This window comes from Faecalibacterium faecis (genome assembly GCF_040096475.1).
GTDB lineage: Bacteria > Bacillota > Clostridia > Oscillospirales > Ruminococcaceae > Faecalibacterium > Faecalibacterium taiwanense.
The window spans coordinates 1-23,286 of the sequence record NZ_JBBMEP010000027.1 but is presented as its reverse complement, the minus strand read 5'-3'; the positions used below and the strand labels follow the sequence as shown (position 1 = coordinate 23,286).

The 23,286-nt window shown below is 58.8% G+C and carries 22 protein-coding genes and 1 other annotated feature; of the genes, 14 read left to right on the top strand and 8 right to left on the bottom strand.

The window, feature by feature from the left end:
• The 5 genes from WMO17_RS11920 to ribF form a co-directional block, all read left to right on the top strand.
• Positions 1-978: translation initiation factor IF-2 (locus WMO17_RS11920; RefSeq protein ID WP_349138197.1), on the top strand; the 978-nt coding region annotated here is incomplete at its 5' end.
• Between the two features lie 169 nt (positions 979-1,147).
• Complete coding sequence (rbfA, locus tag WMO17_RS11915; protein WP_005945412.1) at positions 1,148-1,540, top strand: 30S ribosome-binding factor RbfA; 393 nt, start codon at positions 1,148-1,150, stop codon at positions 1,538-1,540.
• 17 nt (positions 1,541-1,557) lie between these two features.
• Complete coding sequence (locus WMO17_RS11910; RefSeq protein ID WP_120079717.1) at positions 1,558-2,547, top strand: DHH family phosphoesterase; 990 nt, start codon at positions 1,558-1,560, stop codon at positions 2,545-2,547.
• Positions 2,548-3,432, top strand: a complete 885-nt coding sequence (gene truB / locus WMO17_RS11905; RefSeq protein ID WP_349138195.1) for a tRNA pseudouridine(55) synthase TruB — start codon at positions 2,548-2,550, stop codon at positions 3,430-3,432.
• Positions 3,433-3,449: 17 nt separating this feature from the next.
• Positions 3,450-4,367, top strand: a complete 918-nt coding sequence (ribF, locus tag WMO17_RS11900; protein ID WP_120079721.1) for a riboflavin biosynthesis protein RibF — start codon at positions 3,450-3,452, stop codon at positions 4,365-4,367.
• A 53-nt stretch (positions 4,368-4,420) separates the two neighbouring features.
• Here ribF and tsaD read toward each other — a convergent pair whose 3' ends face one another.
• The 3 genes from tsaD to WMO17_RS11885 form a co-directional block, all read right to left on the bottom strand.
• Positions 4,421-5,428, bottom strand: coding sequence for a tRNA (adenosine(37)-N6)-threonylcarbamoyltransferase complex transferase subunit TsaD (gene tsaD, locus WMO17_RS11895; protein ID WP_097773876.1), 1,008 nt, complete (start codon positions 5,426-5,428; stop codon positions 4,421-4,423).
• Between the two features lie 3 nt (positions 5,429-5,431).
• The gene (polA, locus tag WMO17_RS11890; protein WP_349138192.1) at positions 5,432-8,005 is read right to left on the bottom strand and encodes a DNA polymerase I; all 2,574 of its coding nucleotides are present in this window, start codon (positions 8,003-8,005) and stop codon (positions 5,432-5,434) included.
• A gap of 119 nt (positions 8,006-8,124) precedes the next feature.
• Positions 8,125-8,313 (bottom strand): ferredoxin, encoded by a 189-nt coding sequence (locus tag WMO17_RS11885; protein ID WP_005945433.1) that lies wholly within the window; start codon positions 8,311-8,313, stop codon positions 8,125-8,127.
• Between the two features lie 115 nt (positions 8,314-8,428).
• Between WMO17_RS11885 and WMO17_RS11880 the strand changes: the two genes are divergently transcribed.
• Both WMO17_RS11880 and WMO17_RS11875 read left to right on the top strand, forming a co-directional pair.
• Positions 8,429-8,770 (top strand): arsenate reductase family protein, encoded by a 342-nt coding sequence (locus WMO17_RS11880; RefSeq protein ID WP_005945436.1) that lies wholly within the window; start codon positions 8,429-8,431, stop codon positions 8,768-8,770.
• Positions 8,771-8,877: 107 nt separating this feature from the next.
• Positions 8,878-9,792 carry a hypothetical protein gene (locus tag WMO17_RS11875; RefSeq protein WP_005945439.1) on the top strand — a complete coding sequence of 305 codons (915 nt, stop codon included), beginning with the start codon at positions 8,878-8,880 and terminating at the stop codon, positions 9,790-9,792.
• Between the two features lie 51 nt (positions 9,793-9,843).
• Here WMO17_RS11875 and WMO17_RS11870 read toward each other — a convergent pair whose 3' ends face one another.
• The 5 genes from WMO17_RS11870 to WMO17_RS11850 form a co-directional block, all read right to left on the bottom strand.
• On the bottom strand, positions 9,844-10,845 hold the full coding sequence (locus tag WMO17_RS11870) for a glycosyltransferase family 2 protein (protein ID WP_005945443.1): 1,002 nt from the start codon (positions 10,843-10,845) through the stop codon (positions 9,844-9,846).
• Positions 10,846-10,948: 103 nt separating this feature from the next.
• Entirely contained in the window at positions 10,949-11,506 is a 558-nt protein-coding gene (locus WMO17_RS11865) for a DUF4358 domain-containing protein (protein WP_349138191.1), read from the bottom strand.
• Positions 11,507-11,657: 151 nt separating this feature from the next.
• Positions 11,658-12,098: an Lrp/AsnC family transcriptional regulator gene (locus tag WMO17_RS11860; RefSeq protein WP_005945452.1), complete on the bottom strand. Its 441-nt coding sequence runs from the start codon at positions 12,096-12,098 to the stop codon at positions 11,658-11,660.
• 532 nt (positions 12,099-12,630) lie between these two features.
• Positions 12,631-13,896, bottom strand: a complete 1,266-nt coding sequence (gene hflX / locus WMO17_RS11855; RefSeq protein ID WP_349138189.1) for a GTPase HflX — start codon at positions 13,894-13,896, stop codon at positions 12,631-12,633.
• Positions 13,893-14,498 (bottom strand): GNAT family N-acetyltransferase, encoded by a 606-nt coding sequence (locus WMO17_RS11850; RefSeq protein ID WP_349138187.1) that lies wholly within the window; start codon positions 14,496-14,498, stop codon positions 13,893-13,895. Before WMO17_RS11850 ends, hflX begins: the two co-directional genes overlap by 4 nt.
• Positions 14,499-14,649: 151 nt before the next feature.
• Between WMO17_RS11850 and WMO17_RS11845 the strand changes: the two genes are divergently transcribed.
• From WMO17_RS11845 to WMO17_RS11815, 7 genes are all read left to right on the top strand, one after another.
• Positions 14,650-16,437, top strand: coding sequence for a bifunctional homocysteine S-methyltransferase/methylenetetrahydrofolate reductase (locus tag WMO17_RS11845; protein WP_349138186.1), 1,788 nt, complete (start codon positions 14,650-14,652; stop codon positions 16,435-16,437).
• A gap of 190 nt (positions 16,438-16,627) precedes the next feature.
• Positions 16,628-16,849: a binding site (T-box leader), on the top strand.
• A 59-nt stretch (positions 16,850-16,908) separates the two neighbouring features.
• Positions 16,909-19,614 (top strand): valine--tRNA ligase, encoded by a 2,706-nt coding sequence (locus WMO17_RS11840; RefSeq protein WP_349138184.1) that lies wholly within the window; start codon positions 16,909-16,911, stop codon positions 19,612-19,614.
• A gap of 1 nt (position 19,615) precedes the next feature.
• A complete protein-coding gene (locus tag WMO17_RS11835; protein ID WP_155115897.1) occupies positions 19,616-20,128 on the top strand; it encodes a VanZ family protein in 513 nt (170 codons plus the stop codon).
• A 3-nt stretch (positions 20,129-20,131) separates the two neighbouring features.
• Positions 20,132-21,397 (top strand): folylpolyglutamate synthase/dihydrofolate synthase family protein, encoded by a 1,266-nt coding sequence (locus tag WMO17_RS11830; RefSeq protein WP_097773871.1) that lies wholly within the window; start codon positions 20,132-20,134, stop codon positions 21,395-21,397.
• Between the two features lie 96 nt (positions 21,398-21,493).
• Complete coding sequence (locus WMO17_RS11825) at positions 21,494-21,811, top strand: STAS domain-containing protein (protein WP_097773870.1); 318 nt, start codon at positions 21,494-21,496, stop codon at positions 21,809-21,811.
• 3 nt (positions 21,812-21,814) lie between these two features.
• A complete protein-coding gene (gene spoIIAB / locus WMO17_RS11820) occupies positions 21,815-22,249 on the top strand; it encodes an anti-sigma F factor (protein WP_005945484.1) in 435 nt (144 codons plus the stop codon).
• 27 nt (positions 22,250-22,276) lie between these two features.
• The gene (locus tag WMO17_RS11815; protein ID WP_349138183.1) at positions 22,277-22,948 is read left to right on the top strand and encodes a sigma-70 family RNA polymerase sigma factor; all 672 of its coding nucleotides are present in this window, start codon (positions 22,277-22,279) and stop codon (positions 22,946-22,948) included.
• The last annotated feature ends 338 nt before the right edge of the window (positions 22,949-23,286 follow it).

The window sequence follows — 23,286 nt, the reverse complement described above, 5'->3', positions numbered from 1 at the left end:
CGCCGCGCCAAGGGCGCGGTCGTCGAGGCCCGTCTGGACAAGGGCCAGGGCCCCATTGCCACCATTCTGGTGCAGAACGGCACCCTGCACTCCGGCGATGTGATCATTGCCGGTACCGCTGTGGGCCGCGTGCGCACCATGCGCAGCGACAAGGGCCAGCTGCTGAGCGATGCCGGCCCCTCTACCCCTGTGGAGATCACCGGCCTGACCGCAGTGCCGGAAGCAGGCGACCTGTTCGAGGCTGTTGAGGACGAACGTCTGGCCCGTGAGCTGGCCGAACAGCGCGTTGCTGCCGCCAAGGAAAAGCAGTTCTCCTCCTTCCAGAAGGTCACGCTGGATAACCTGTTCAGCCAGATGGCACAGAACGACATGAAGGAACTGGCCATCGTGGTCAAGGCCGACGTGCAGGGTTCTGCCGAGGCTGTGAAGCAGAGTCTGGAGAAGATCTCCAACGAAGAGGTGCGCGTGCGTGTCATCCATGCCGGTGTCGGTGCCATCAGCAAGTCCGACGTGGATCTGGCCGATGCCTCCAACGCCATCATCATCGGCTTCAACGTCCGCCCGGACAATGTGGCCAAGGAAGAAGCTGCTGCCACCAAGGTGGAAATGCGTATGTACCGCGTCATCTATGATGCCATCAACGATGTCACCGACGCTATGAAGGGCATGCTGGCTCCCAAGTTCCGCGAGGTGTCTCTGGGCGAGCTGCAGGTCCGTCAGGTGTACAAGATCTCCAATGTGGGCACCGTTGCAGGCTGCCGCGTGACCAGCGGCAAGATCACCCGCGACAGCCAGGTCCGTGTGGTCCGTGACGGCATCGTCATTGCCGAGGACGAGATCGCATCCCTGAAGCGTTTCAAGGATGACGCCAAGGAAGTGGCCGAGGGCTACGAGTGCGGCGTTACTCTGGCAAAGTTTGCCGACGTTAAGGAAGGCGACGTGTACGAAGCCTTCAAGATGGAAGAGTACCGCGATTAAGATCTGAAATATCCCTCTCCGTCATTGCTGGCGCAATGCCACCTCCCCCGAGGTGGGAGGTTTGCAGAGAAACGGAACGTTTGCCGTATCCACGCAAAAAGCTCGTCCCTCGGGAGAGCTGCCGAGCGAAGCGAGGCTGAGAGGGTTTTCTTTTATAGGGAGAAATACTATGTCTCAGAAGAATATGGGCCGTCTGGCGCAGGATATGAAGCGCGAGATCATTGCCATCATCGGCAGGCTGAAGGACCCGCGTCTGGAGGGCGGCCTGCTCACCGTCACCCGTCTGGATGTGACCCCTGATCTGGATGTGGCCAAGGTGTATGTGAGCGTGATGGGCCGCGAGGACGGCCCAAAGCCCGCCATCGAGGCACTGAACCGCGCGGCAGGCCATGTGCGCACTGAAGTGAGCAAGAAAATGCACATCCGCAAGGCTCCCCGCTTCATCTTCGTAGAGGATGACGGTGCCGCCTATGCAGCCCACATCAACGAGCTGCTCCGCACGCTGAACGTGAACGGCGACGCTGACACCGAAGCCAGCGCACCGGAGGAGACCGAAGAATAATTCCGCCTGCGGAAAGGATGGATCATGGAATGACAGAACAGTTGAATGTGCAGCAGATGGCCCAGCGCCTGATGACGGCGGACAACATTTTGATTCTGTGTCACAAAAACCCGGATGGCGATACCATTGGCTGCGGCAGCGCGCTGTATTGTGCACTGAAAGCACTGGATAAAAACGTGGCAGTACTTTGCTCCGATGCCATTCCCAACCGGTATGCGTTTACCAACGCACATATGTTCAAAGGTGAGTTTGAGCCGCAGACGGTGGTAGCGGTGGATGTCGCCAGCGTGCAGCTGTTTGGAGAAAACAACGGTATGACGCAGTTCTCGCGCCATGTGGACCTGTGCATCGACCACCACGCAGGCAACAGCGGCTATGCCGACTTCACCCTGCTCAATGGCAGCGCCGCAGCGGCGGCAGAGCTGCTGTACGAGGTGATCAACGCCATGGGCGTTGCCATTACGCCGCACATTGCAGACTGCCTTTACACCGGCCTTGCAACCGACACCGGCTGCTTCCGGTTCTCTTCCACCACGGCAAACACCCACATCGTGGCGGCAAAGCTCATTGAGGCGGGCTGTCATGTGGAAGAGCTGAACACCCTGCTGTTCGATACCAAGCCCCGTGAGCGCATGGAGGCCGAGCGCATTGCCCGCAACCATCTGGAATACTATCTGGATGGCCGGTGCGCGCTCATCTACCTCACCCGGGACGAGATCGAGCAGAGCGGGGTGGACCCGGCCGATCTGGAAGAACTGACCAGCCTGCCTGTGAGCATTGAGGGCGTAAAGGTGGGCCTGACTCTGCGGCAGCAGCCCGGCGGCAGCTACCGCATCAGCGTGCGCACCGCAAAGGGCGTGGACGCCTGCGCCATCGCCCGGCGTCTGGGCGGAGGCGGTCACAGCCGCGCTGCAGGCTGTGAGCTGCTGGGCAATCTGGAAAACGCAAAAAATGCAATTCTGGCAGAGGTGGAAGCCGAGCTGGACGCACCGCAGGAGGAAGCATAAATGCAGGGCATCCTGATCGTTGACAAGCCCATGGACTGGACCAGCTTTGATGTGGTGGCAAAGCTGCGCGGCGTGCTGGGCACCCGCAAGCTGGGCCACAGCGGCACGCTGGACCCCATGGCCACCGGCGTGCTGCCGGTGTTCTGCGGCGGTGCCAGCAAGGCAGTGGACCTGCAGCTGAACCACGATAAAAGCTACCGTGCGGTTTTAAAACTGGGCGCGCGCACCGACACCGGTGATGTGACCGGCACTGTGCTGGAAACGGCTCCGGTCACGGCGGGCGAAGGGGAACTGCTGGCTGTGCTGCCGCAGTTCATCGGCCCGCAGATGCAGGTGCCGCCCATGTACTCGGCCATCAAGCTGAACGGTCAGCCGCTGTATAAGCTGGCCCGTGAGGGCGTGACCGTGGAGCGCAAGGCGCGCCCCATTGAAATTTGCAGCATCACCTACGGCGGCAGCCCTGCCGAAAATGAGTATGTGCTGGATGTAACGTGCTCCAAGGGCACCTATATCCGCACATTGCTGGAAGACATTGCCGCCGCCATGGGCCAGAAGGGCACCATGAGCGCACTGCGCCGCACCTCGGCGGGCGTGTACACCGAAGCCGATGCTCACACGCTGGAGGAAATTCTTGCCGCAAAAGAGCAGGGCATGGACGCACTGGAAGCGCTGATGCTGCCGGTGGAGAGCGTGTTTGAAAGCCTACCGCTGCTGGTGGTGGAGCCTTGGGTGGAACAGCATTTGTACAACGGCTGCCCCACCAGCCGGTATCCGGCAGCAGATGGCCGCTACCGGGTGCGCAATGCCGCCGGACAGTTTTTGGGCCTTGCCAATATCGTACAGGGTGTGCTGCGGGTGGAAAAACTGTTCGTAGAACGTAATTGAAAAAGGAAACAAAACCCATGCAGATCATTTCACAATTTGCACCGCTGCCGCTGGCGCAGCCGGAAAAAGGCACCGCAGTGGCAATGGGCTTTTTTGACGGCATCCACATCGGCCACCGTGCGGTGATCGAAAGCGCCGTGCAGTGGGCCAAAGAACACGATGCCGCCCCGGCGGTGTTTACCTTCAAGCTGCCGATGGTGAATAAGATGAAGGGCAAGCGCCTGCTTTCCACAGCGGATAAGCATGCTCTGATCGCAAGCCTTGGCGTGGAGTATTACCTCACGCCGGACTTTGAGGAGATCAAGGGCCTGACCCCGGAGCAGTTCGTGCTGGGCATCGTGCGGGACTGCAATGCCCGTGCGCTGGTCTGCGGCGAAAACTTTACCTTTGGTGCCAAAGCGGCCGGCAACCCGGAGCTGCTGCGCACCCTCTGCGCTCCGTTGGGCGTGGAGGTGATCGTGGTGCCCATGGCGCAGTTTGAGGAAAAGCCGGTGTCTTCCACCCGCATCCGCACCGCGCTGGAAGGCGGCGACATCCCGGCAGCAAACGCCATGCTGGGGATGCCCTACGCCATCCGGTTTGAGGTGCAGCACGGTGCAGGTCTGGGCCACACGCTGGGGGTGCCCACCATCAACCAGCTGTATCCCGAGGGCTTTCAGCTGCCCCGCAGCGGCATTTATATCACCCGCACCCACATTGGCGGGGTGTGGTATCCTTCGGCCACCGGCCTTGGCAGCCGCCCTACCGTCAATGATGATGCCACCAAGGTGACCTGCGAGACCTTTATCCCGGGCTTTTCCGGCGACCTCTACGGCACCGACCCGGTGGTGGAGTTCCACGCCTACCTCAGCCCCAGCAAAAAGTTTGATACGCTGGACGAGCTGCGGGCCTGCATCAACAACGCTGCAAAGCGTGCGCAGGAATATTTTGCATAAGAAAAAGACCTGTCCTTCCGGAGATCCCGGAAAGGCAGGTCTTTTTTTACTGCTTATTCGTAGTCGATGGGTAAAGTGGGCAGACCGTTCAGTTCAAGGCCCGCTGTGTGGCCTGCAATGTACTGGTAATACCCCTGCGCCGCGATCATAGCGCCGTTGTCACCGCAGAATTTCAGCTCCGGCAGATAAACTTTTGCACCCAGCTTCTGGGCACCGTCGTTTACCAGCTGGCGCAGCCGTCCGTTGGCGGCAACGCCGCCTGCCAGACACACCTGCTTTGCGCCGGTGTCCGCTGCGGCCAGCAGCAGCTTTTCGGCCAGAATGCCCGCAATGCGGTCCTGAAAGCTGGCGGCAAGGTCGGGCACATTCACTTCTTCGCCCTTCATCTGGGCCTTGTTCACCTCATTGAGCACGGCGGTTTTCAGGCCGGAAAAGCTTACGTTGTACTTGCCGTCCACATGGGGCACCGGCAGGCGATAGGCCTTGGGGTTGCCGGTCTTGGCGGCATTGGCCACGCTGGGGCCGCCGGGGTAGGGCAGACCCAGCGTGCGGGCCACTTTGTCAAAGGCTTCACCGGCGGCATCATCCACCGTGTGGCCGAGGATGTGGTAGTGGGTGTAGTCCTGCACCTCCACAATGTGGCTGTGGCCGCCGGATGCCACAAGGCAGAGGAAGGGCGGCTTCAGCTCCGGGTGGGTGAGGTACAGCGCGGCAATGTGTCCGCGCAGGTGGTGCACCGGCACCAAAGGCTTACCCGCCGAGTAGGCCAGACCCTTGGCAAAATTCACGCCCACCAGCACTGCACCGATCAGGCCCGGCGCAAAGGTGACGGCCACGGCATCCACATCGTCGATGGTCTTGCCTGCATCCAGCAGGGCTTTTTTGACCGTAGCACTGATAAATTCGCAGTGGCGGCGGCTGGCGATCTCCGGAACAACGCCGCCGTAAAGAGCCTGTTCTTTTACGCTGGTGGAAATGACGTTGCTCAGCAGGTGCCGGCCGTCCTCCACCAGAGCTGCGGCGGTCTCGTCGCAGGTGGATTCAATTCCCAAAATAATCATGTTTTAGTGGGCCTCCAGCCAGTTTTTGCCTGCGTGCACATCGGTGCTCAGGGGCACGGCATACTGCACGCAGCCTTCCATTTCCTCCCGCAGGATCTGCGCAGCCTTTTCGGCTTCAGCCTGCGGTGCCTCCACGATCAGTTCATCGTGGACGGTCAGGATCAGGCGGCTTTCCATCTTTTCGTTCCGCAGCCGCTTCCATACCCGCACCATGGCCAGCTTGATCACGTCGGCCGCAGTGCCCTGAATGGGGGTGTTGCGGGCCATGCGTTCGCCGCTGGAACGCACATTGAAGTTGCTGCTTGCCAGCTCCGGCAGAGCACGGCGGCGGCCGAACAGGGTGGAAACATAGCCGCAGGCCTTGGCATCCGCGATGGTCTTATCCATGTAGCCGCTCACCTTGGGGAACGCGGCCAGATAGTTCTTGAGGAAGGCATCTGCCTCCTTCACACTCACGCCGATGTCCTTGGCAAGGCTGTAAGCGCCTTTGCCGTACATGATGCCAAAGTTGATGGCCTTGGCAGAAGAGCGCAGCCGGGAGGTGACTTCTTCCTGCGGGATGCCGTAAATTTTTGCGGCGGTGCTGCGGTGGATGTCCTCGCCGTTCAAAAATGCCTGCTGCATGTGCTCATCGCCGGTAATGTGGGCCAGAATGCGCAGCTCGATCTGGCTGTAGTCGGCATCCACCAGCACACAGCCCGGCTTTGCAATAAAGTAGGCGCGCAGCTGGCTGCCCAGCTCGGTGCGGATGGGGATGTTCTGCAGGTTGGGGTTGTCAGAGGAGAGCCGTCCGGTGCGGGCCTCGGTCTGGTTGAAGGTGGAGTGGATGCGGCCGTCCTCGCCAATCACCTTCAAAAGGCCCTCCACGTAGGTGGAGTTCAGCTTCTGGTAGGCGCGGTACTGCAGAATGTCCTCCACCAGCGGGTAATCCCGCAGGCTTTCCAGTGTTTCGGCATCCGTGGACCAGCCGCGCTGGGTCTTTTTGCCGTGGGGCAGGCCCATGGTGTCAAACAGCATTTCGCCCAACTGCTTGGGGCTGTTGGGGTTGAAGCTGGCGCTGCCGGTCTCCATGTGGATGCGGGTGAGCACCTGCTCCAGCTCGGTGCGCAGCTTTACGCCGAACTGCTCGATGCCATCTTTGTCCACCAGCACACCGGTGCGGGTCATATCGGCCAGCACCTGTGCCAGCGGGAACTCGATCTCATTGTAAAGGCTGTCTTCACCGCAGGCGGTGATCTCGGCCTTCATCTTGCAGAACAGGTCTGCAAGGCGGCCTGCATCCGGGTAATCGGCACAGGTAAAGGCAGCAGCGGCGCGGTAGCTGGCGGTCAGCTCGCTGATCTGATACTTGGAAGCAGAAGCGTCCAGCAGGTAGGCGGCAAGCTTGCCATCCCACACGATGCTGCTGCCCCAGCCGCCTGCGGCCATGGCCTTGGCATAGAGGGGCGCTGCATTGAACACTTCCAGCGTTACGTCTGCGTTGTCCAGCAGGCGCACAAGGTCTGCATCCTCCAGCGGGTAAACGGTGCAGTCCTGCACGGCGTACCAGCTCTCCGGCTGCAGCACCACGTTGCGGGTGCCCTGCTTGCCCATCACGGCCGGGCGCGATGCCACCAGATAGGTGCCGGAAGGAGCCAGCGGCAGAGCTTCCAGCTCTGCTTCAGCCAGCTCGATGCCGTTCTCTTCTTCCGGGGCGGCAGGTGCAATGCCGTCCAGCCCAAAGCGCGGGATCAGAGAGTGGATCTCCAATTCCTGCAAAAGGCGCACGGCCTCGGCTTTGTTGCCCTCGCCCACGGTATAGGTGCCCTCGGCCGTGTCGATGGGTGCATCGGTGCGGATGGTGCCAAGGGTGTGGCTCAGCTGGGCCATCTCGCGGCATTCCAGCAAATGTTCCCGCTGTTTGGGCTTGATGAGCTTATCGTCGATGTGCTCGTACACGCCTTCCAGCGTGCCAAAGTTCTGCACAAGGGTCAGGGCGGTCTTTTCACCAATGCCTTTCACGCCCGGAATATTATCCGAAGCATCGCCCATCAGGCTCTTCACCTCAATGAGCTGTCTGGGCTGGATGCCGTATTTTTCCTGAATGGCGTCCACGTCCATCGTCACCGTCTTGCTGCGTCCCATGACAGTGGCGGCAAGCAGCACAGTGGTGGTGTCACTGACCAGCTGCAGGCTGTCCCGGTCTCCCGTAGCAAGGAAGCAGTCGTCCTTTCGGGCGGCGCAGGCAGCGGCCAGCGTGCCAAGAATATCATCCGCTTCCCAGCCTTCGGCGGTGACGGTGCGGTAGCCGAGGTCTGCCAGAAGTTCCTTGAGCACCGGCATCTGCTGGGCCAGCTCTTCGGGCATGCCATGGCGGGTGGCCTTGTAGCCATCGTACATTTTGTGGCGGAAGGTGGGAGCCTTCAGGTCAAAGGCAACAGCCACCTCGTCGGGTTCGCACTCCTTAAGCAGGGAGAGCAGGATATTCAGAAAGCCATAGATGGCGTTGGTGTATCGTCCGTCCTTGGTGGTCAGCAGCTTGATGCCAAAAAAAGCACGGTTGGCAATGCTGTTGCCGTCAATGACCAGTAAACGCATAGTCGTGTTCCTCCATTGCATTATTACACATTCTGCATTATACCACAAAACCGTGCCCAGCGGGGGATTTTTGCGTAAAAAAGAGAGAAAGCCGCCAACATGGTTGACGGCCTTCCCTCTTACTCCTCGATCCGGATCGCGCTTACCGGGCAGGCGTTGGCTGCGTCCACAGCCTGCGGCACCTCCTCCGGTGGGATCGGCCCGGGCTGGGCCACGGCCAGCGTGCCTTCCATCTGGAACACGGCGGGGCAAAGCCCGGCGCACTGGGTGCAGCCAATGCACAGATCAGGGTCAACATATGCGTTCATAGAAAAACCTCCTTCTGATAATGCCCTGCGGGCAGTATGGCCCATCCGGCTGCGAATTATGCCTATGCAGAGGGCACAGGATGTGGTACAATAAAAATTCAGGAGGGTACAGACCATGAATATTCAGATCTTTGGCACAAGCAAGTGCTTTGATACCAAAAAGGCCCAGCGCTATTTCAAGGAGCGCGGCATCAAGTTCCAGATGATCGACCTCAAGGAAAAAGAGATGAGCCGCGGCGAGTTCGAGAACGTGGCCCGCGCTCTTGGCGGCTGGGAAAAGCTGGTGGACCCCAATGCGAAGGACAAGCAGACCCTTGCACTTCTGGACGCACTGGTGGACTGGCAGAAGGAGGACAAGCTGTTTGAGAACCAGCAGCTGTTTTTAACGCCCATTGTACGCAATGGCCGCAAGGCCACCGTGGGCTACCAGCCCGATGTGTGGAAGACATGGGAATAAGGAATGCGCTTTTCACAAAAAAACCACGGGCATAGTTTTGCACAATGGGCCGGTATGTGGTATACTGGACACTGTAGCATTTGAGAACCCTGGGAGATAAAACAACTATGAAACATTATATTACCCCTGAAGAACATGCCCGGATGCAGCGCCGCCGCGGGCGGCAGGCACTGGGCCTTCTGGTTGCCATTCTGGTGATCGTGGGCTTTGTTACCGTGCTGCGGGCCGGTGTGGGCGCGGTGGCGAACCTGTTCGATGATACCGCCCAAAAGCAGGAATATGAAGATAAGCTGGAAGGGCTTGTGCTGTTTGACCCCATGCCATTTGACGGCATTGAGAACATCGACGACCTGACTCTGCGCGAAGCTGCGGTGTGGGGCTGCATCTATAATATTCAGGAAACGCAGGGCGGCTTTGACAACTACAATACCGACCCCGACACCGAACAGCTGCTGCTGCCCTCGCTGGATGTGGATGCCTACCTTGCAAAGCTGCTTGGCCCCGGCTTCAAGCTGACCCACCGCAGCTTTGAGATGGAGGATATGACCATCGAGTTTGACGATGCCACCCAGTGCTATAAGATCCCGGTCACCGGCACGGTGGGCTACTACCGCGCTGTAGTCACCAAGCTGTTCAAGCGCAGCGGCAAGCTGCATGTGACCGTGGGCTATATCCCCACCACCAGCACGGACGACAGCATCATCAATGTTTCTTCGGATACGCCCACCAAGTACATGGATTATCTGTTCGAGCGCCAGAGCGGCAGCTGGTATCTCACCGGCCTGACCGAGAGCGAGACCAAGGCCGAGAGCACGGAAAGCACACCGGCCGCGAATGTGCCGGAACCCATGGCAGAAAGCGATGTGCAGGATGCCATTCTTGCAGCAGCCGGTTCGGATTCTGCTTCGGCTGAGGCAGACAGCACCGCTGCAGACGAAGGCGTGGATACACAGGCGGAGGAACAGCCCGCCGACAGCACCGAGGCACAGGCGGACGAAAGCACAGCCAGCCCGGCGGCATAATACAAAACAAAAATACCGGATACAAGGCAGATGCTTCGTATCCGGTATTTTTTATTTGAGGTCAAATTTTACGATCACCAGCCGGTACCACAGGTACGGCACCATGTTCCAGATCATCCACAGCTCCATCAGGATGTAGTTGGGCAGATCCTTCAGGCGGAAAGGCCGCTTGCCCAGCCTGCCGCTTTTCAGCAGGGCAAAGGCTTCGTGCATCCCCTTGTCCCATGCCTCGCCAAAGCCCTGTTTGTGGAACTTGTAGCACTTGAGCAGGTAGCCCACGGCCAGCGGGATGAAGTTTAAAATCAGCATCAGCAGCGGTTCGTTCTTGAGCGGCAGCAGGATGCTGTTGCGGCCGCTCTGCTGGCTTTTGAAGGCGTTGTACTTCACCGCGCCGGTGCTGGCACCGCAGATGTGGTAGCACTTGGCGGTGGGGCAGAGCAGGTTTTTATAGCCTGCATTGTTGGCGCGCCAGCTCAGGTCCACATCCTCAAAGTAGGCAAAGAAGTTCTCGTCAAAATTGCCGATCTCGTCCAGAATGCTCTTGCGGTAGAGCGCCGCACCGCCGCAGGCCGAGAAGATGCGCTTTTGCCGGGTGTAGCGGCTTGCGCGGCGGCCATCGCCGGTCTTGCAGGCAAAGCCCATCCAGGTGACATAATCGCCCGCGTCGTCGGCCAGCTCCCGGTCAAAGTGTCGGATCATCAGGCTCTGCACTGCAAAGATTTTCGGGTCGGTCTCAGCGGTGCGGATCAGCTCTTCCAGCCACTGGGGTTCGGCAAAGGCATCGTTGTTGAACAGCACCACATATTCACTGTCCGCCAGCGCAATGCCCTGATTCACTGCATGGGAAAAGCCGGTATTGGTGCCGTTTTCGATGAGGGTGAAATTTTCGCGGCTGCAATAGCTGCGGGCCTGCTCAAGGCTTTCGTCGGTGGAACCGTTGTCCACCACAATGAGCCGGAAGTTCTGTTCGGTCTGGGCATAGACCGACTCGATAGAATCCTTCAGCCAGCCCTTGCCGTTGATATTCGGGATCACGATAGTCGCTTTATACATAAATACTCCTGTATTTCAGTGCAAGTTCACGGGAACAGTATAGCATATCTGCACACAAAAAGAAACCGCATCCCGGCAGGATGCGGCTTCGGCAGGGCGAAAATTATGCGGCAAGGGCTTTCTCGATGTTGGAAAGAATGGTGTCGTGATCCTCGGCGCACACCAGAACCACCTCACCGGTGGGAGCTACGGTGACGGTGGCCGCCTTGGCGACCAGATACTGATCCTCAAGGTAGTGCTCCATGGACTGCTGCTCACTCTGCACATAGGCTTCCAGTGCGGCTTTCACGGCATCGGTCTTGCCCTCGGCGGGCTTTACGATGGCAATGGCGTAGCTGCGCACCATCATGGAGGAAACAGAGGCAGCAAAGCTCTCGTAGCTGCCGTCCTCAAGGCCCAGCAGGGGGAACACGATGTCTTTCAGCTCGTCATTCAGCTGGTCGGCCTCATACTCGGCGCTGTAGCCGTCGATGGCGGTGAATTTGCCGTCCTCACCTTTGGTAAAGATCATATCGTATTCGTTGTCCTCGTCGGTGCGGGCATCGTGGATGATCTGGGAGTAGTCCTTCGGGGCGGAAGAGTCGGCCTTGCTGCCGGCAGAGCAGCCCACCAGAGCAAGCAGGCACAGACCGGCAAGCAGGGAAGCAATGATACGTTTCATAAATGAAGTCCTTTCGTGTGTGAAAATCTTCGTGTGAAAGCGGGCGCAGCGGTTTTGAAGCTATTGTGTGCTGTTTTGCGCCTGCTATCCATAATACGAAAGAACACCCCGGCAGAATTGCACCGCAAACGTAACCATTTTATGAACAGCGTTACAGCATAAGGGCATCCAGCTCGCCGTGGTTCACCGGCGTGGAAAGGATGATCTGGGTGCTGGTGGTGCCCAGCTTCTGGAACTGCAGGATCAGGTGTTCCAGCTGGGGCATGCTGCCGCAGCTCACCTTGACAAGGAAGGTGTATGCACCCGTGACGTGGTAGCACTGCAGCACTTCCTTGCTGCTTTGCAGCAGCTCCAGAAAGGCATCCTGCTTGGAAGGTGCTACCGAAAGGCTGATGAGGGCATCCACATACATCCGGTCAGCGGGGCGGTTCAGGGTGACGGTGTAGCCGCTGATGATGCCATCCGTTTCCAGCTTGTGAATGCGGCTGGAAACAGCAGGACTGGTCAGCGATACCTGCTCGGCGATCTCCTTGACCGGCATCCGTGCGTTCTTTGCCAGCAGGGAGAGAATCTTACGATCCAGATCATCCATGGGGAATACTCCTTTTTGAAAATATGTTGGATTGTATAAAATTTTTTGAAAGTAAAGTTTTATTGTTGGTGCAAACATACAAAAGCCAAAAAATTTTGCTTTTGCTTTGCTTTGCGTTAATTATATAAAGTTTTATCGAAAAAGTAAAGACTTAATTTAAAGCAAAACCGGAAAATTTTGTTTGACAAGAAAACAAAAAGGGGTATAATACATCATGCAAGGCAGCGCAGCACAGAAAGCGTCTGCCGCTTTGAATTTGAGATTCACCACTTTATATACTTTCCCACCCCTCTATACACAAAAGCCCGCTGCCAGGCGGGTTTTTGTGTTTGTTGGGGATTTTTTCTTTTTGAAAAAAGCAGTGGCAGACAATGTACTCGACCCATAGAGCAGCTGTTTTCGGCTGCGACCCCGCCCGTGAAAATGCAAGCCCGGAAAGTCCGCAGACTTTCCGGGCTTGTTCTATCTCAAAATATTATTCCGCTGATGATAGCCGGAGCACAGCGGAGGCGATTTAGATCGTGTACGCCTATCAGACCAGATACCCTTCAAAGTAGTGCAGGTCTTCCGTCTTGACGATGCCCTCCAGATACAGCCCGTCCTCCCGGTATTCCTCCACCTGCACGCTGCCGCGCTCCCGCATGGGGGCGGCAAGGCCCAGTTTATCGTAGGGCAGCAGCACCTTTAAGGTGTGCACCCGGTCGCTGAGCATCTCGTCCAGCTTTGCCAGCAGGGTGTCCAGACCGTAGCCGGTCTTGGCACTGGTGAGCAGGATGTCCGGGTCAAAGCTCATGGCACCCGGCTTATCGCACTTGTTGTAGACGGTCAGGCGGGGGATGTCCGCACAGTCCAGCCCGTCCAGAACCTCGTCCGTGACGGCCAGCTGCTCTTCCCGCTGCTCATCGCCTGCGTCTGCCACACGGATGATCACGTCCGACCATGCCGCTTCTTCCAGCGTGGACTTGAAGGCTTCCACCAGATTGTGGGGCAGGCGGGACACAAAGCCCACCGTGTCCACCAGCAGCACCGCCATGCCGCTGGGCAGTATCAGCTTGCGGCTGGTGGGGTCCAGTGTGGCGAACAGCATGTCCGCTTCGGCTACGCTGGGGCCGCACAGAGCATTCATCAGGCTGGATTTGCCCACGTTGGTATAGCCTACAAGGCTGACCACCGGCATCCCGGTCTTGGCACGGGCCTTGCGGCTCTCGCCCCGGCGTTTTTCCATTTCGGCCAGCTTTTCAGCCAGCGCATCGATGCGGGCATGCACATGACGGCGGTCCAGTTCCAGCTTGGTCTCACCGGCACCGCGGCGTGCACCACCGCCGCCGCCGCCACCGCCGCCCTGACGGCTGAGCGCTTCGCCCATGCCCTGCAGACGGGGCAGGCGGTAGCGCAGAAGGGCCAGTTCGGTCTGCAGCTTGCCCTCGTTGGTGACGGCGCGGCTGCGGAAAATTTCAAGAATCAGCATGGTGCGGTCGATCACTTCCAGTCCGCCCAGCGCATTGGAGATGTTGCGGATCTGGCTGCCGGTCAGTTCACCGTCAAATACGGCGCATTCCGCGCCCAGCGTTTCGGCGGCAAGGGATGCTTCCTCCAGCTTGCCGCTGCCCAGCACGATGCCGGTCTCCGGGGTCTGGCGCTTCTGGGTCACCTGTGCCACGGCTTCCATGTGGTTTGCTTCGCACAGGGCGGAAAGCTCTGCAAGGCTGCGCTCGCAGTCCCACAGGCCCTGATCCAGCGCCAGCAGAATGACCTTCGTCGGGGGTGTTTCTACCAAAATATCGTAAAGTTCGCTCAAGGTAAGTCCTTTCTGTTATATCGTTCTCTTGTCAGCAGATAGCTTCTGCACTCCACCGGTGTGCCGTCAAATTTATGATCAATGGCATCGTGGTGGTAGAGAAAGCCTGCTTTTTCCATCACCCGGCCGCTGGCAGGGTTCTCTTTTGCGTGGCAGCAGGTGAGCCAGCCGCCGTCTGTATTCTCAAACCAGTAGGTTACTGCTGCTTTTAAAGCTTCGGTTGCAAAACCATGGTTCCACCAGTGCTTCCCGATGCAGTAGCCTACTTCCCAGATGCCGTCTGTGCAGTCCTGCTGCGGCCAGAGCGCTTTCTGCGCCGGGTCACCGAGCAGAGCATTGAAGATGCCGATGCTGCCAAACACCTGCCCGGAAGCCTTTTCCACAATGGCCCACTGGTAGTAGTCCGGGTTCGGGTAAAGGGTGGCCCATGCCGCCAGCAGACCTACGGTCTCCAGCGCGTTTTTGTGCGGCTCCCACCGCAGAAAGCGGGTCACTTCCGGGTCGGATGCCCAGTTCGTATACATCTGCTCGGCATCCTCGGGCAGAAGCTGGCGCAGGAAAAGCCGGTCGGTCTCAAGCGTTTGCGTTCCGGCATGGCGCATGGCACACACCTCCCCACTTTATAAAGTATGCATAGGATAGCACAAATTTTGCGTTCCTGCAAGCGCCGCCGTGAAAAAACGCTTGACCGGACGGCATTTGTGCATTAAACTGAAAGCCAAGCGTTTTTGTAGGAAAAAGGAGAACTCCCTCATGAAGGATGTGCGTGAAATTTTAAAAAAGCGCCCGCTGCTGTTCGATGGCGGCATGGGCACATATTATAAGGCAAAGCCCGGGCAGGAATGTGAGCAGGCAAACCTGCTGGACCCGGACGGCATTTTGACCGTGCACCGCGCGTATCTGGAAGCGGGTGCCGATGCTATCAAGACCAACACCTTTGGCCTGCCGCGCATGGCAGCAGCGCAGAATCCCATGTGGGAGGCCATGGCGGACGAAGGCTGGAAACTGGCTGCACAGGCCGCTGCAAAGACCAGCGCTGCCGTGTTTGCCGATCTTGGCCCGGCCACGGACACCGAGGCACTCCCGGCGGCACAGATCTATACGGCCCTTGCCGAGCGGTTTGCCGCATTGGGTGCAAAGAACTTTTTGTTTGAGACGCTGAGCAGCGATGCCGGTGTGGCCGAAGCCGCGCGGCAGATCAAAGAAGCCGTGCCGGATGCCTTTGTGCTGGTGTCCTTTGCAGTGCTGCCGGACGGCTACACCCGCGAGGGCCGTCACTGCGCAGAGCTTGTGCGCAGCATGACTGCTTGCGGTGCAGTGGATGCTGTGGGCCTGAACTGCGTTTCTGCTCCCGGTGCCATGCGTGCGCTGGTGCAGCAGCTTGGCGAGACAGAGCTGCCGCTTGCAGTGATGCCCAACGCGGGCTACCCGGTGGTCACACGCACCCGGGTGCAGTATCAGGGCAGGCCGGAATATTTTGCACGGGAGCTGGCCCGCCTTGCTGCCGAGGGTGTGCGTATTCTGGGCGGCTGCTGCGGCACTACGCCTGCCCACATTGCGGCCCTGCGTGCGGCACTGGATGCCTTGCCGGAAACACTGCCTGCAGCCCCGGCAGCAGCAGTCTCCACTGCCACAAAGCCGGAGGTGGAAAAAGACGATGCCTTCCTGCGCAAGCTGAACGCGGGCAAAAAGGTGATCGCCATTGAACTGGACAGCCCCAAGGATGCCGACCTGACCGGCTATCTGGACGGTGCACGCCGCCTGCAGGCTGCTGGTGCAGACCTTTTGACCATTGCGGACTGTCCCATTGCCCGGGCACGGATGGATTCTTCGCTGGTGGCCTGCCGGGTGCACCGGGAGCTGGGGCTGAACGTGCTGCCCCACATGACCTGCCGCGACCGCAATCTGAACGCCACAAAGGCCCTGCTGCTGGGCCTGTACGCCGAGGGCGTGCGGGAGGTGCTGGCCATCACCGGCGACCCCATCCCCACCGCGGAGCGGGACGAGGTGAAAAACGTGTACCAGTTCAACTCCCGCAAGCTGGCGCAGTACATCGTCTCGCTGGCAGGGGAGGGCCGGGAGATGCCCTCGCCCCTCACCGTGTTCGGTGCGCTGAACCTGAACGCCCGCAACTTTGATGTGGAGCTGCGCCGCGCACAGGAAAAGCTGCAAAATGGCATGAGCGGCTTCCTTACCCAGCCGGTGCTCTCCGCACAGGCGGTGGTGAACCTGAAAAAGACCCGCGAAACGCTGGGCGAAAAGGCGAAAATTCTGGCCGGCATCATGCCGGTGGTGAGCCAGCGCAACGCCATCTTTATGGAGAACGAGGTCAACGGCATCCATGTGGATGCGGAGATCATCGAGCGTTTTGCCGGGCTGGACCGTGCGCAGGGCGAAGAGCTGGGGTTGGAAGTCTCGGTGAAGGCCGCGCAGGCTGCAGCGCCCTATGCAGACGGCTTTTACCTGATGACCCCCTTCAACCGCATCGCCCTGATGGAGCGGCTCATTGCAAGGCTGAAGGATGAAGGGATCGCGGATTGAAAATGGCCGATGCGTTTGCTCTGGCCATTGATAGCGGAAAAAATATTTTTTATATTTGCGTTTGTCGTGGCCTGCGGGCCACTCCAAACGCGTTTTCACGAATAAGGCCCAAACCGTAAGATGCAGTGGGATAAATTCTTTTGAAGAAAAAGTAATTGACAAATCGCACAAAAAACGCTATATTCTTTTTATAAATGCGTTGAAGAAGAGTGTGCATCGCTTTTGCCATCCAGAGAGCCGGGGGCTGCTGAAAACCCGGTATGGCCCGGCGGTGTGCTGTCACTTTGGAGCAGGAGCGGTGAGCTGAAGAGCAAGCCGCTCTCGGAGCTGTCCCACGTTACCGGGGCATCAAGGGGCGCAGGATGCTCTGCGCAATTTGGGTGGTACCGCGGTTATTACAGCCGTCCCATGGAACGTTCCGTGGGACGGCTTTTTTCGTCCCACTTCATCATTTTTTACTGGGAGGACCTTATGAAAGAACTTGCAAAACAGTATGATCCCAGCCAGGTGGAAGACCGCATCTACCAGTTCTGGCTGGACGGCGGCTACTTCCACACGAAGGCAGACCCCGACAAGAAACCCTACACCATCGTCATGCCGCCCCCGAACGTCACCGGTCAGCTGCACATGGGCCATGCGGTGGATAACACCATGCAGGACATCCTCATCCGCACCAAGCGGATGCAGGGCTATGCCGCCCTGTGGGTGCCCGGTACCGACCATGCATCCATCGCTACCGAAGCCAAGGTGGTGGAGGCCATGCGTGCCGAGGGCCTGACCAAGGAGATGGTGGGCCGCGATGGTTTTCTGGACCGTGCATGGGCATGGAAGACCAAGTACGGCAACCGCATCGTCAGCCAGCTGAAGAAGCTGGGCAGCAGCTGCGACTGGGATCGTGAGCGCTTTACTATGGACGAGGGCTGCTCCGAGGCTGTCAAGGAAGTGTTCGTGCGCCTGTACGACAAGGGCCTGATCTACCGCGGCAACCGCATGGTCAACTGGTGCCCCCACTGCAACACCTCCATCTCGGATGCCGAGGTGGAGTACGAGGAAAAGGACGGCAGCTTCTGGCACCTGCTGTACCCGGTCAAGGAGACCGGCGAGATGCTGGAGCTGGCTACTACCCGTCCCGAGACCATGCTGGGCGATACCGCTGTTGCCATCAACGGCGATGACCCCCGCTATGCCCATCTGCACGGCTGCCATGTGGTGCTGCCCCTGCTGAACAAGGAGATCCCCATTGTGTGCGACGAGCACGCCGACATGACCAAGGGCACCGGTGTGGTCAAGATCACCCCCGCCCACGACCCTAACGACTTTGAAGTGGGGCTGCGCCACGACCTGCCCATCGTGCGTGTGTTCACCTACGACGGCCACATGACCGGTGCTGCCGACAAGGCTGCTGCCGATGCCCTGTTCGCCGCCGGCAAGAACGCCATCAATGAGCCGGAGGTGCTGGACTGCGGCAAGTACGCCGGCATGACCACCCTCGAGGCCCGCAAGGCCATTCTGGCCGATTTGGAAGCAGGCGGCTTCCTGAAGGAGATCGAGCCCCTCAAGCACGAGGTGGGCACCTGCTACCGCTGCCACTCCACCATCGAGCCCATGGTGTCCAAGCAGTGGTTCGTCAAGATGGAGCCGCTGGCAAAGCCCGCCATCGAGAGCGTGGAAAAGGGCGAGATCAAGTTCGTGCCCGAGCGCTTCACCAAGAACTATATGAACTGGATGAAGAACACCCGCGACTGGTGCATCAGCCGTCAGCTGTGGTGGGGCCATCAGATCCCGGCATGGTACTGCGACGACTGCGGCGAGACCGTGGTGGCAAAGTCTGCTCCCTGTTCCTGCCCCAAGTGCGGCAGCGCAAAGCTCACGCAGGACCCCGATACGCTGGATACCTGGTTCTCCTCCGCTCTGTGGCCCTTCAGCACGCTGGGCTGGCCCAATGAAGAGAGCGAAGACCTCAAGTATTTCTACCCCACTAACACCCTCGTTACCGGCTACGACATCATCGGCTTCTGGGTCAGCCGTATGATCTTCTCTGGTCTGGCCTACACCGGCAAGGCACCCTTCAGCACGGTCTGCATCCACGGTATCGTGCGCGACAGTCAGGGCCGCAAGATGTCCAAGAGTCTGGGCAACGGCATCGACCCGCTGGAAGTCATTGCCCAGTACGGTGCAGATGCCCTGCGCTTTATGCTGGTGGATGGCTCCACCCCGGGCAACGACATGCGTTATATCGAAAAGAAGGTGGAGGCTGCCCGCAACTTTGCCAATAAGCTGTGGAATGCTACCCGCTTTGTGCTGATGAACCTGCCCGAGGACTTTACCCCGGGCCTGCCCAGTGAGGACAAGCTGGATATGAGCGACAAGTGGGTGCTCACCAAGCTGAATCAGGTGGCCGGTGCCATGACCGACAACCTCGACCACTACGAGATGGGTCTGGCCGCCGCCAAGATCAACAGCTTTATCTGGGATGTCTACTGTGACTGGTTCATCGAGATCGCAAAGCCCCGCCTGAACTCCGGCGATGCCGAGCAGGCCGACACCGCCCGCCGTGTGCTGGTGTATGTGCTGGACAAGGCCCTCAAGCTGCTGCATCCCTTCATGCCCTTCATCACCGAGGAGCTGTATCAGGCTCTGCCCGGCTCTGCCGAGACCATCATGACCCAGAGCTGGCCCACCTTTGACGAAGCTCACAACTGGGCCGACGAAGAGGAAGCCTTTGAAAAGGTCATGGACTACATCAAGGCCGTGCGTACCATGCGTACCGAGATGAATGTCCACCCCGCCAAAAAGACCAGCATGATCATCGAGACCGCCGACGCTGCACCCTTCCAGAAGGCACAGGTCTATCTGGCAAAGTTTGCCTTTGCCACCGACGTGACCTTTACCGAGAAGTACGAGGGCAGCACCGACGGCATGGTGCAGGTGTCCACCCACGCCGCCCGCGGCTTCATCCCCATGATGGAGCTGATCGACCGCGACAAGGAACTGGCCCGCCTGAACAAGGAAAAGGCCAAGGCCGAAAAGGAAATGGCCATGTTCGCGAACCAGCTGAACAACCCCAAGTTCGTGGAGCGCGCCCCGGCGGCACTGGTGGAGGATATCCGCAATAAGTACGCCAAGAGCCAGGATAAGCTGGCCAACATCGAGCAGAGCATCAAGGCTCTGGGCTGATTTGAGCGGGGAATATAACAGCAGCACACAGCGCACTTCGCCGTGGGTGACCGCAGGGCGGGTGATCTTTACCCTTGCTCTCATCGGCTGCATCGCGTTCATCTTTTCCAATTCCATGAAGATCGCCTCGGTGTCTACTGTGTCCAGCAGCCGGGTGCTCACTCTGCTGCAGGCGGCTCTGCGCCGTCTGGGCCATCCGGCCCTTGCCCAGCGCCTGACCGACCACATCGTGCGCAAGCTGGCACACTTCTGCGAGTATATGCTGGAGGGCTTTCTGCTCATGCTGTGTATGCGGGTGTATACCCGGCAGTATATCTGGCACATCAGCGTGCCCATGCTGGGCGGCGTGCTCACTGCGCTGACCGATGAGACCATCCAGATCTTTTCGCCCGGACGCAGCAGTCAGGTCACCGATGTGTGGCTGGATTCAGCCGGTGTTCTGGCGGGCATCCTTACGGCGCTGGTGCTCATGGCGCTGTGCAGATTGTTGTTCAACCATCGTAATAAGGAGTAACCAATGACCATCGAACAGGCAAATCAGTATTTTGCCGCCCTGCCGGACGGTTTTGCCTCCACCGAACAGCTGCGCGCCGCGTTCACCGCGCCGGTGCAGAAGGTGCAGTTCGTGGGCGTGGCAGGCACGGCAGGCAAGACCGTGACGGCCCGCCTGCTGGCGGCCATCCTGCACGCACAGGGGATCCATGCCGGCCTGTACCATGCCGGGTGCCGCCCGCTGTCGGAGCGCATCTGCATCGATGATGCCCCGGTGGACGAGGGCCTGCTGGCTCTGACTGCGGATACCCTTTCCGCAGCCGAAGCCCTGCCGCAGGATGCAGCGGAGCTGGCCGCTGCGGCCAACTGCTTTGGCGCAGCGGGCTGCACGCTGGCCGTGGTGGAACTGCCGGATGCGGGCCTTGCGGAAGCACTGCCCGGCATGCCGGTGTGCGCCGTCACGTCGGTCGGCCCGGACGGTGTGAGCCGCTCGGTGGAGCGCCTTGCGGCTTTGGCAGCAGGTGTCATGCGCAAGGAAAGCATCTGCGTCACCGCGCCGGAGCAGCCCAAGTCTGTGCTCAGCGAGCTGATCGTGGCCGCAGGCAAGTGCGGCTGTGAGCTGGTGGTGCCGGACCCGGAGGATATCACCTTTCTGGAGGCAGAAAAGTTTGCCAGCAAGGTGGACTACGGCGGATATACCGTGCCGCTGGCTTTTCTGGGCCGTCATGCGGCGGGCAGCGCTGCCATGGCTGTGGAGCTTTCGCTGGCGCTGTGCCGCAAGGGCTTTGATATTACCGACGATGCCATTCTGGAAGGTCTGGCTGCGGTGGAGAACCGCAGCAGCATCCGGGTCATCTCGCAGCGCCCACTCATCATTCTGGATGCCTGCCGCACCCCGCAGCAGGCAGCGGCCTTGCTGCGTGTGCTCAACATGGCCAAGGTGCGCCATATGAGCGCCATCATCGGTCTGGCAGAGGAGGAGGGAGCCGAAGCGTTCTTCTCCGCACTGGAGACCGGCCTGACCCCTGAAGAGCAGAAAAAGGATAAGTCCACCATGCCCGGCATGAGTGAGAACCCCTTTGATAAGGTGTATCTTGTCACCCCGGCAGGCGGCGATGACGAGATGACGGCCCGTTTGACCGAAAAGGCAAAGTATCATTTTGATGCCGAGATGTGCACCAGCATTGCCGAAGCTGTGGAGTTGGCTCATGCCAACACCCGCCGCGGCCTGCTGGTCTGCGGCGGTGAAGCTGCCGCGCTGGAAGCGGCCGAACTGCTGGTGAACAGCTGAGCCGACACGCTTCCCTAAAAAATAAACGAAAGATCCCGTACACTGAAACCATGTGTACGGGATCTTTTTATTTTTGGCAAAGGAGATGGACAAACCATGGCAACGGTAAGCTTCAGCCCGGCGGGCGATGTGCTTTATGCCTACCTTGCGGGCGAGATCGATCACGATGCGGCGCAAAGCCTGCGCATCCAGCTGGATGATGCACTGGTCAGCCGTGCCCCGCAGACCATGATCCTGGATTTTGGCGGGGTCGGATTTATGGATTCATCCGGTGTAGGGCTGATCCTGGGGCGGCAGCGCATTGCCCGCACACTGGGCACGGCACTGCGGGTGCAGCACACACCGTCCCAGCTGGCAAAGGTGCTGCAGCTGGCGCGCATCCCCTGCACGGATGCAGGACAGAAGGAGGAATAAACCATGAAAGCGGAAAACACAACAAAGATCCAGTTCGATTCCCTCAGTGTGAACGAAAGCTACGCCCGGGGCGCAGCGGCGGCCTTTCTTGCCCGGTACGACCCCACCGTGCCGCAGCTGGCCGATATCAAAACGGCAGTGTCTGAGGCGGTGACCAACTGCATCGTCCATGCCTACCCGGACCACATCGGGCCGGTGGCCATGAGCATTGCAGTCTATCCCGGGCGGGAGGTGCACATCACGGTGGCAGATAAGGGCATCGGCATCCCGGATATCCCGCAGGCCATGGAACCGCTGTTTACCACCGGAAACCCGGAGGAACGCTCCGGGCTGGGCTTTGCGGTGATGCAGAGCTTTATGGATAAGGTCAAGGTCATCTCAAAGCCCGGCAAGGGTACAAAGGTGCTGCTCATCAAGCGTCTGGCCCAGAGAGAATGATACATAACAGGAAAGGCAGGCAGGAGCATGGTATCGGATAAGACCCGGCGGGACGCATTCATTGAGCAGAATCTGGGGCTGGTGCACGCCTGCGCCGGGCGCTTCCGCGGGCGGGGCATAGAGTACGATGACCTGTACAGTGCCGGATGCATGGGACTTGTAAAAGCCTGCGATAATTTTGATGAGAGCCGCGGCGTATGCTTTTCTACCTATGCAGTGCCGGTAATTTTAGGCGAGATCAAAAAGCTGTTCCGGGACAGCGGCACAGTCAAGGTGAGCCGCTCCTTAAAAGAATTGGGGATGCGCGTACAGGCGGCACGGGAGCATCACATAAAAGTGTGCGGTACGGAGCCGACCCTTTCTCAGCTGGCGGAAGAATTGAATGAACCTGCAGAGAACATCACACTTGCCATTCAGGCGGCACAGCCTGCCATGAGCCTGACCCCGGAAAATGAAGAAGAGGACCGGCAGATGGATATTCCAGTAGAATCCCCGGAAGAAGCATTGGCAGAACGTATCAGTCTAGAAGAGGTGCTTCACGCTTTGCCGGAACAGGACAGGCAATTGATCCGCCTGCGGTTTTATGGCAACAAGACCCAGAGTGAAACTGCAAAGGTACTGCATACCACACAGGTGCAGATCTCCCGGCGGGAACGCAAGATACTGGTGCAGCTGCGCCGCCGACTTTTAGAAGATTAGATGTCATACTTTCCAGATTAAAAGGAAAAAACTGGGCAAAAAGCCAAAAGCCGGATTTTTGCGAAAAATATGAAGAAAATGCTTGCTTTTTGCAAAAGGCTGTGCTAAAATACATTACTGTCAGGCGGACATCCGACAGAATGAAACACTTCAGAAGGAACGTCCTAACGTGAAGAATCGATGAGCTTCGACAAGAAGCTCAAAAATAATTCAAAAAAGTGCTTGACAGCTTATCACGAAAGTGATAAAATAAGTAAGCTTTCAGCCGCAAGGCTGAGGCGCTACAGGACCTTGAAAATTGAACAATATCGAAAAACTTGTAAGGAACCTTTTAAGTG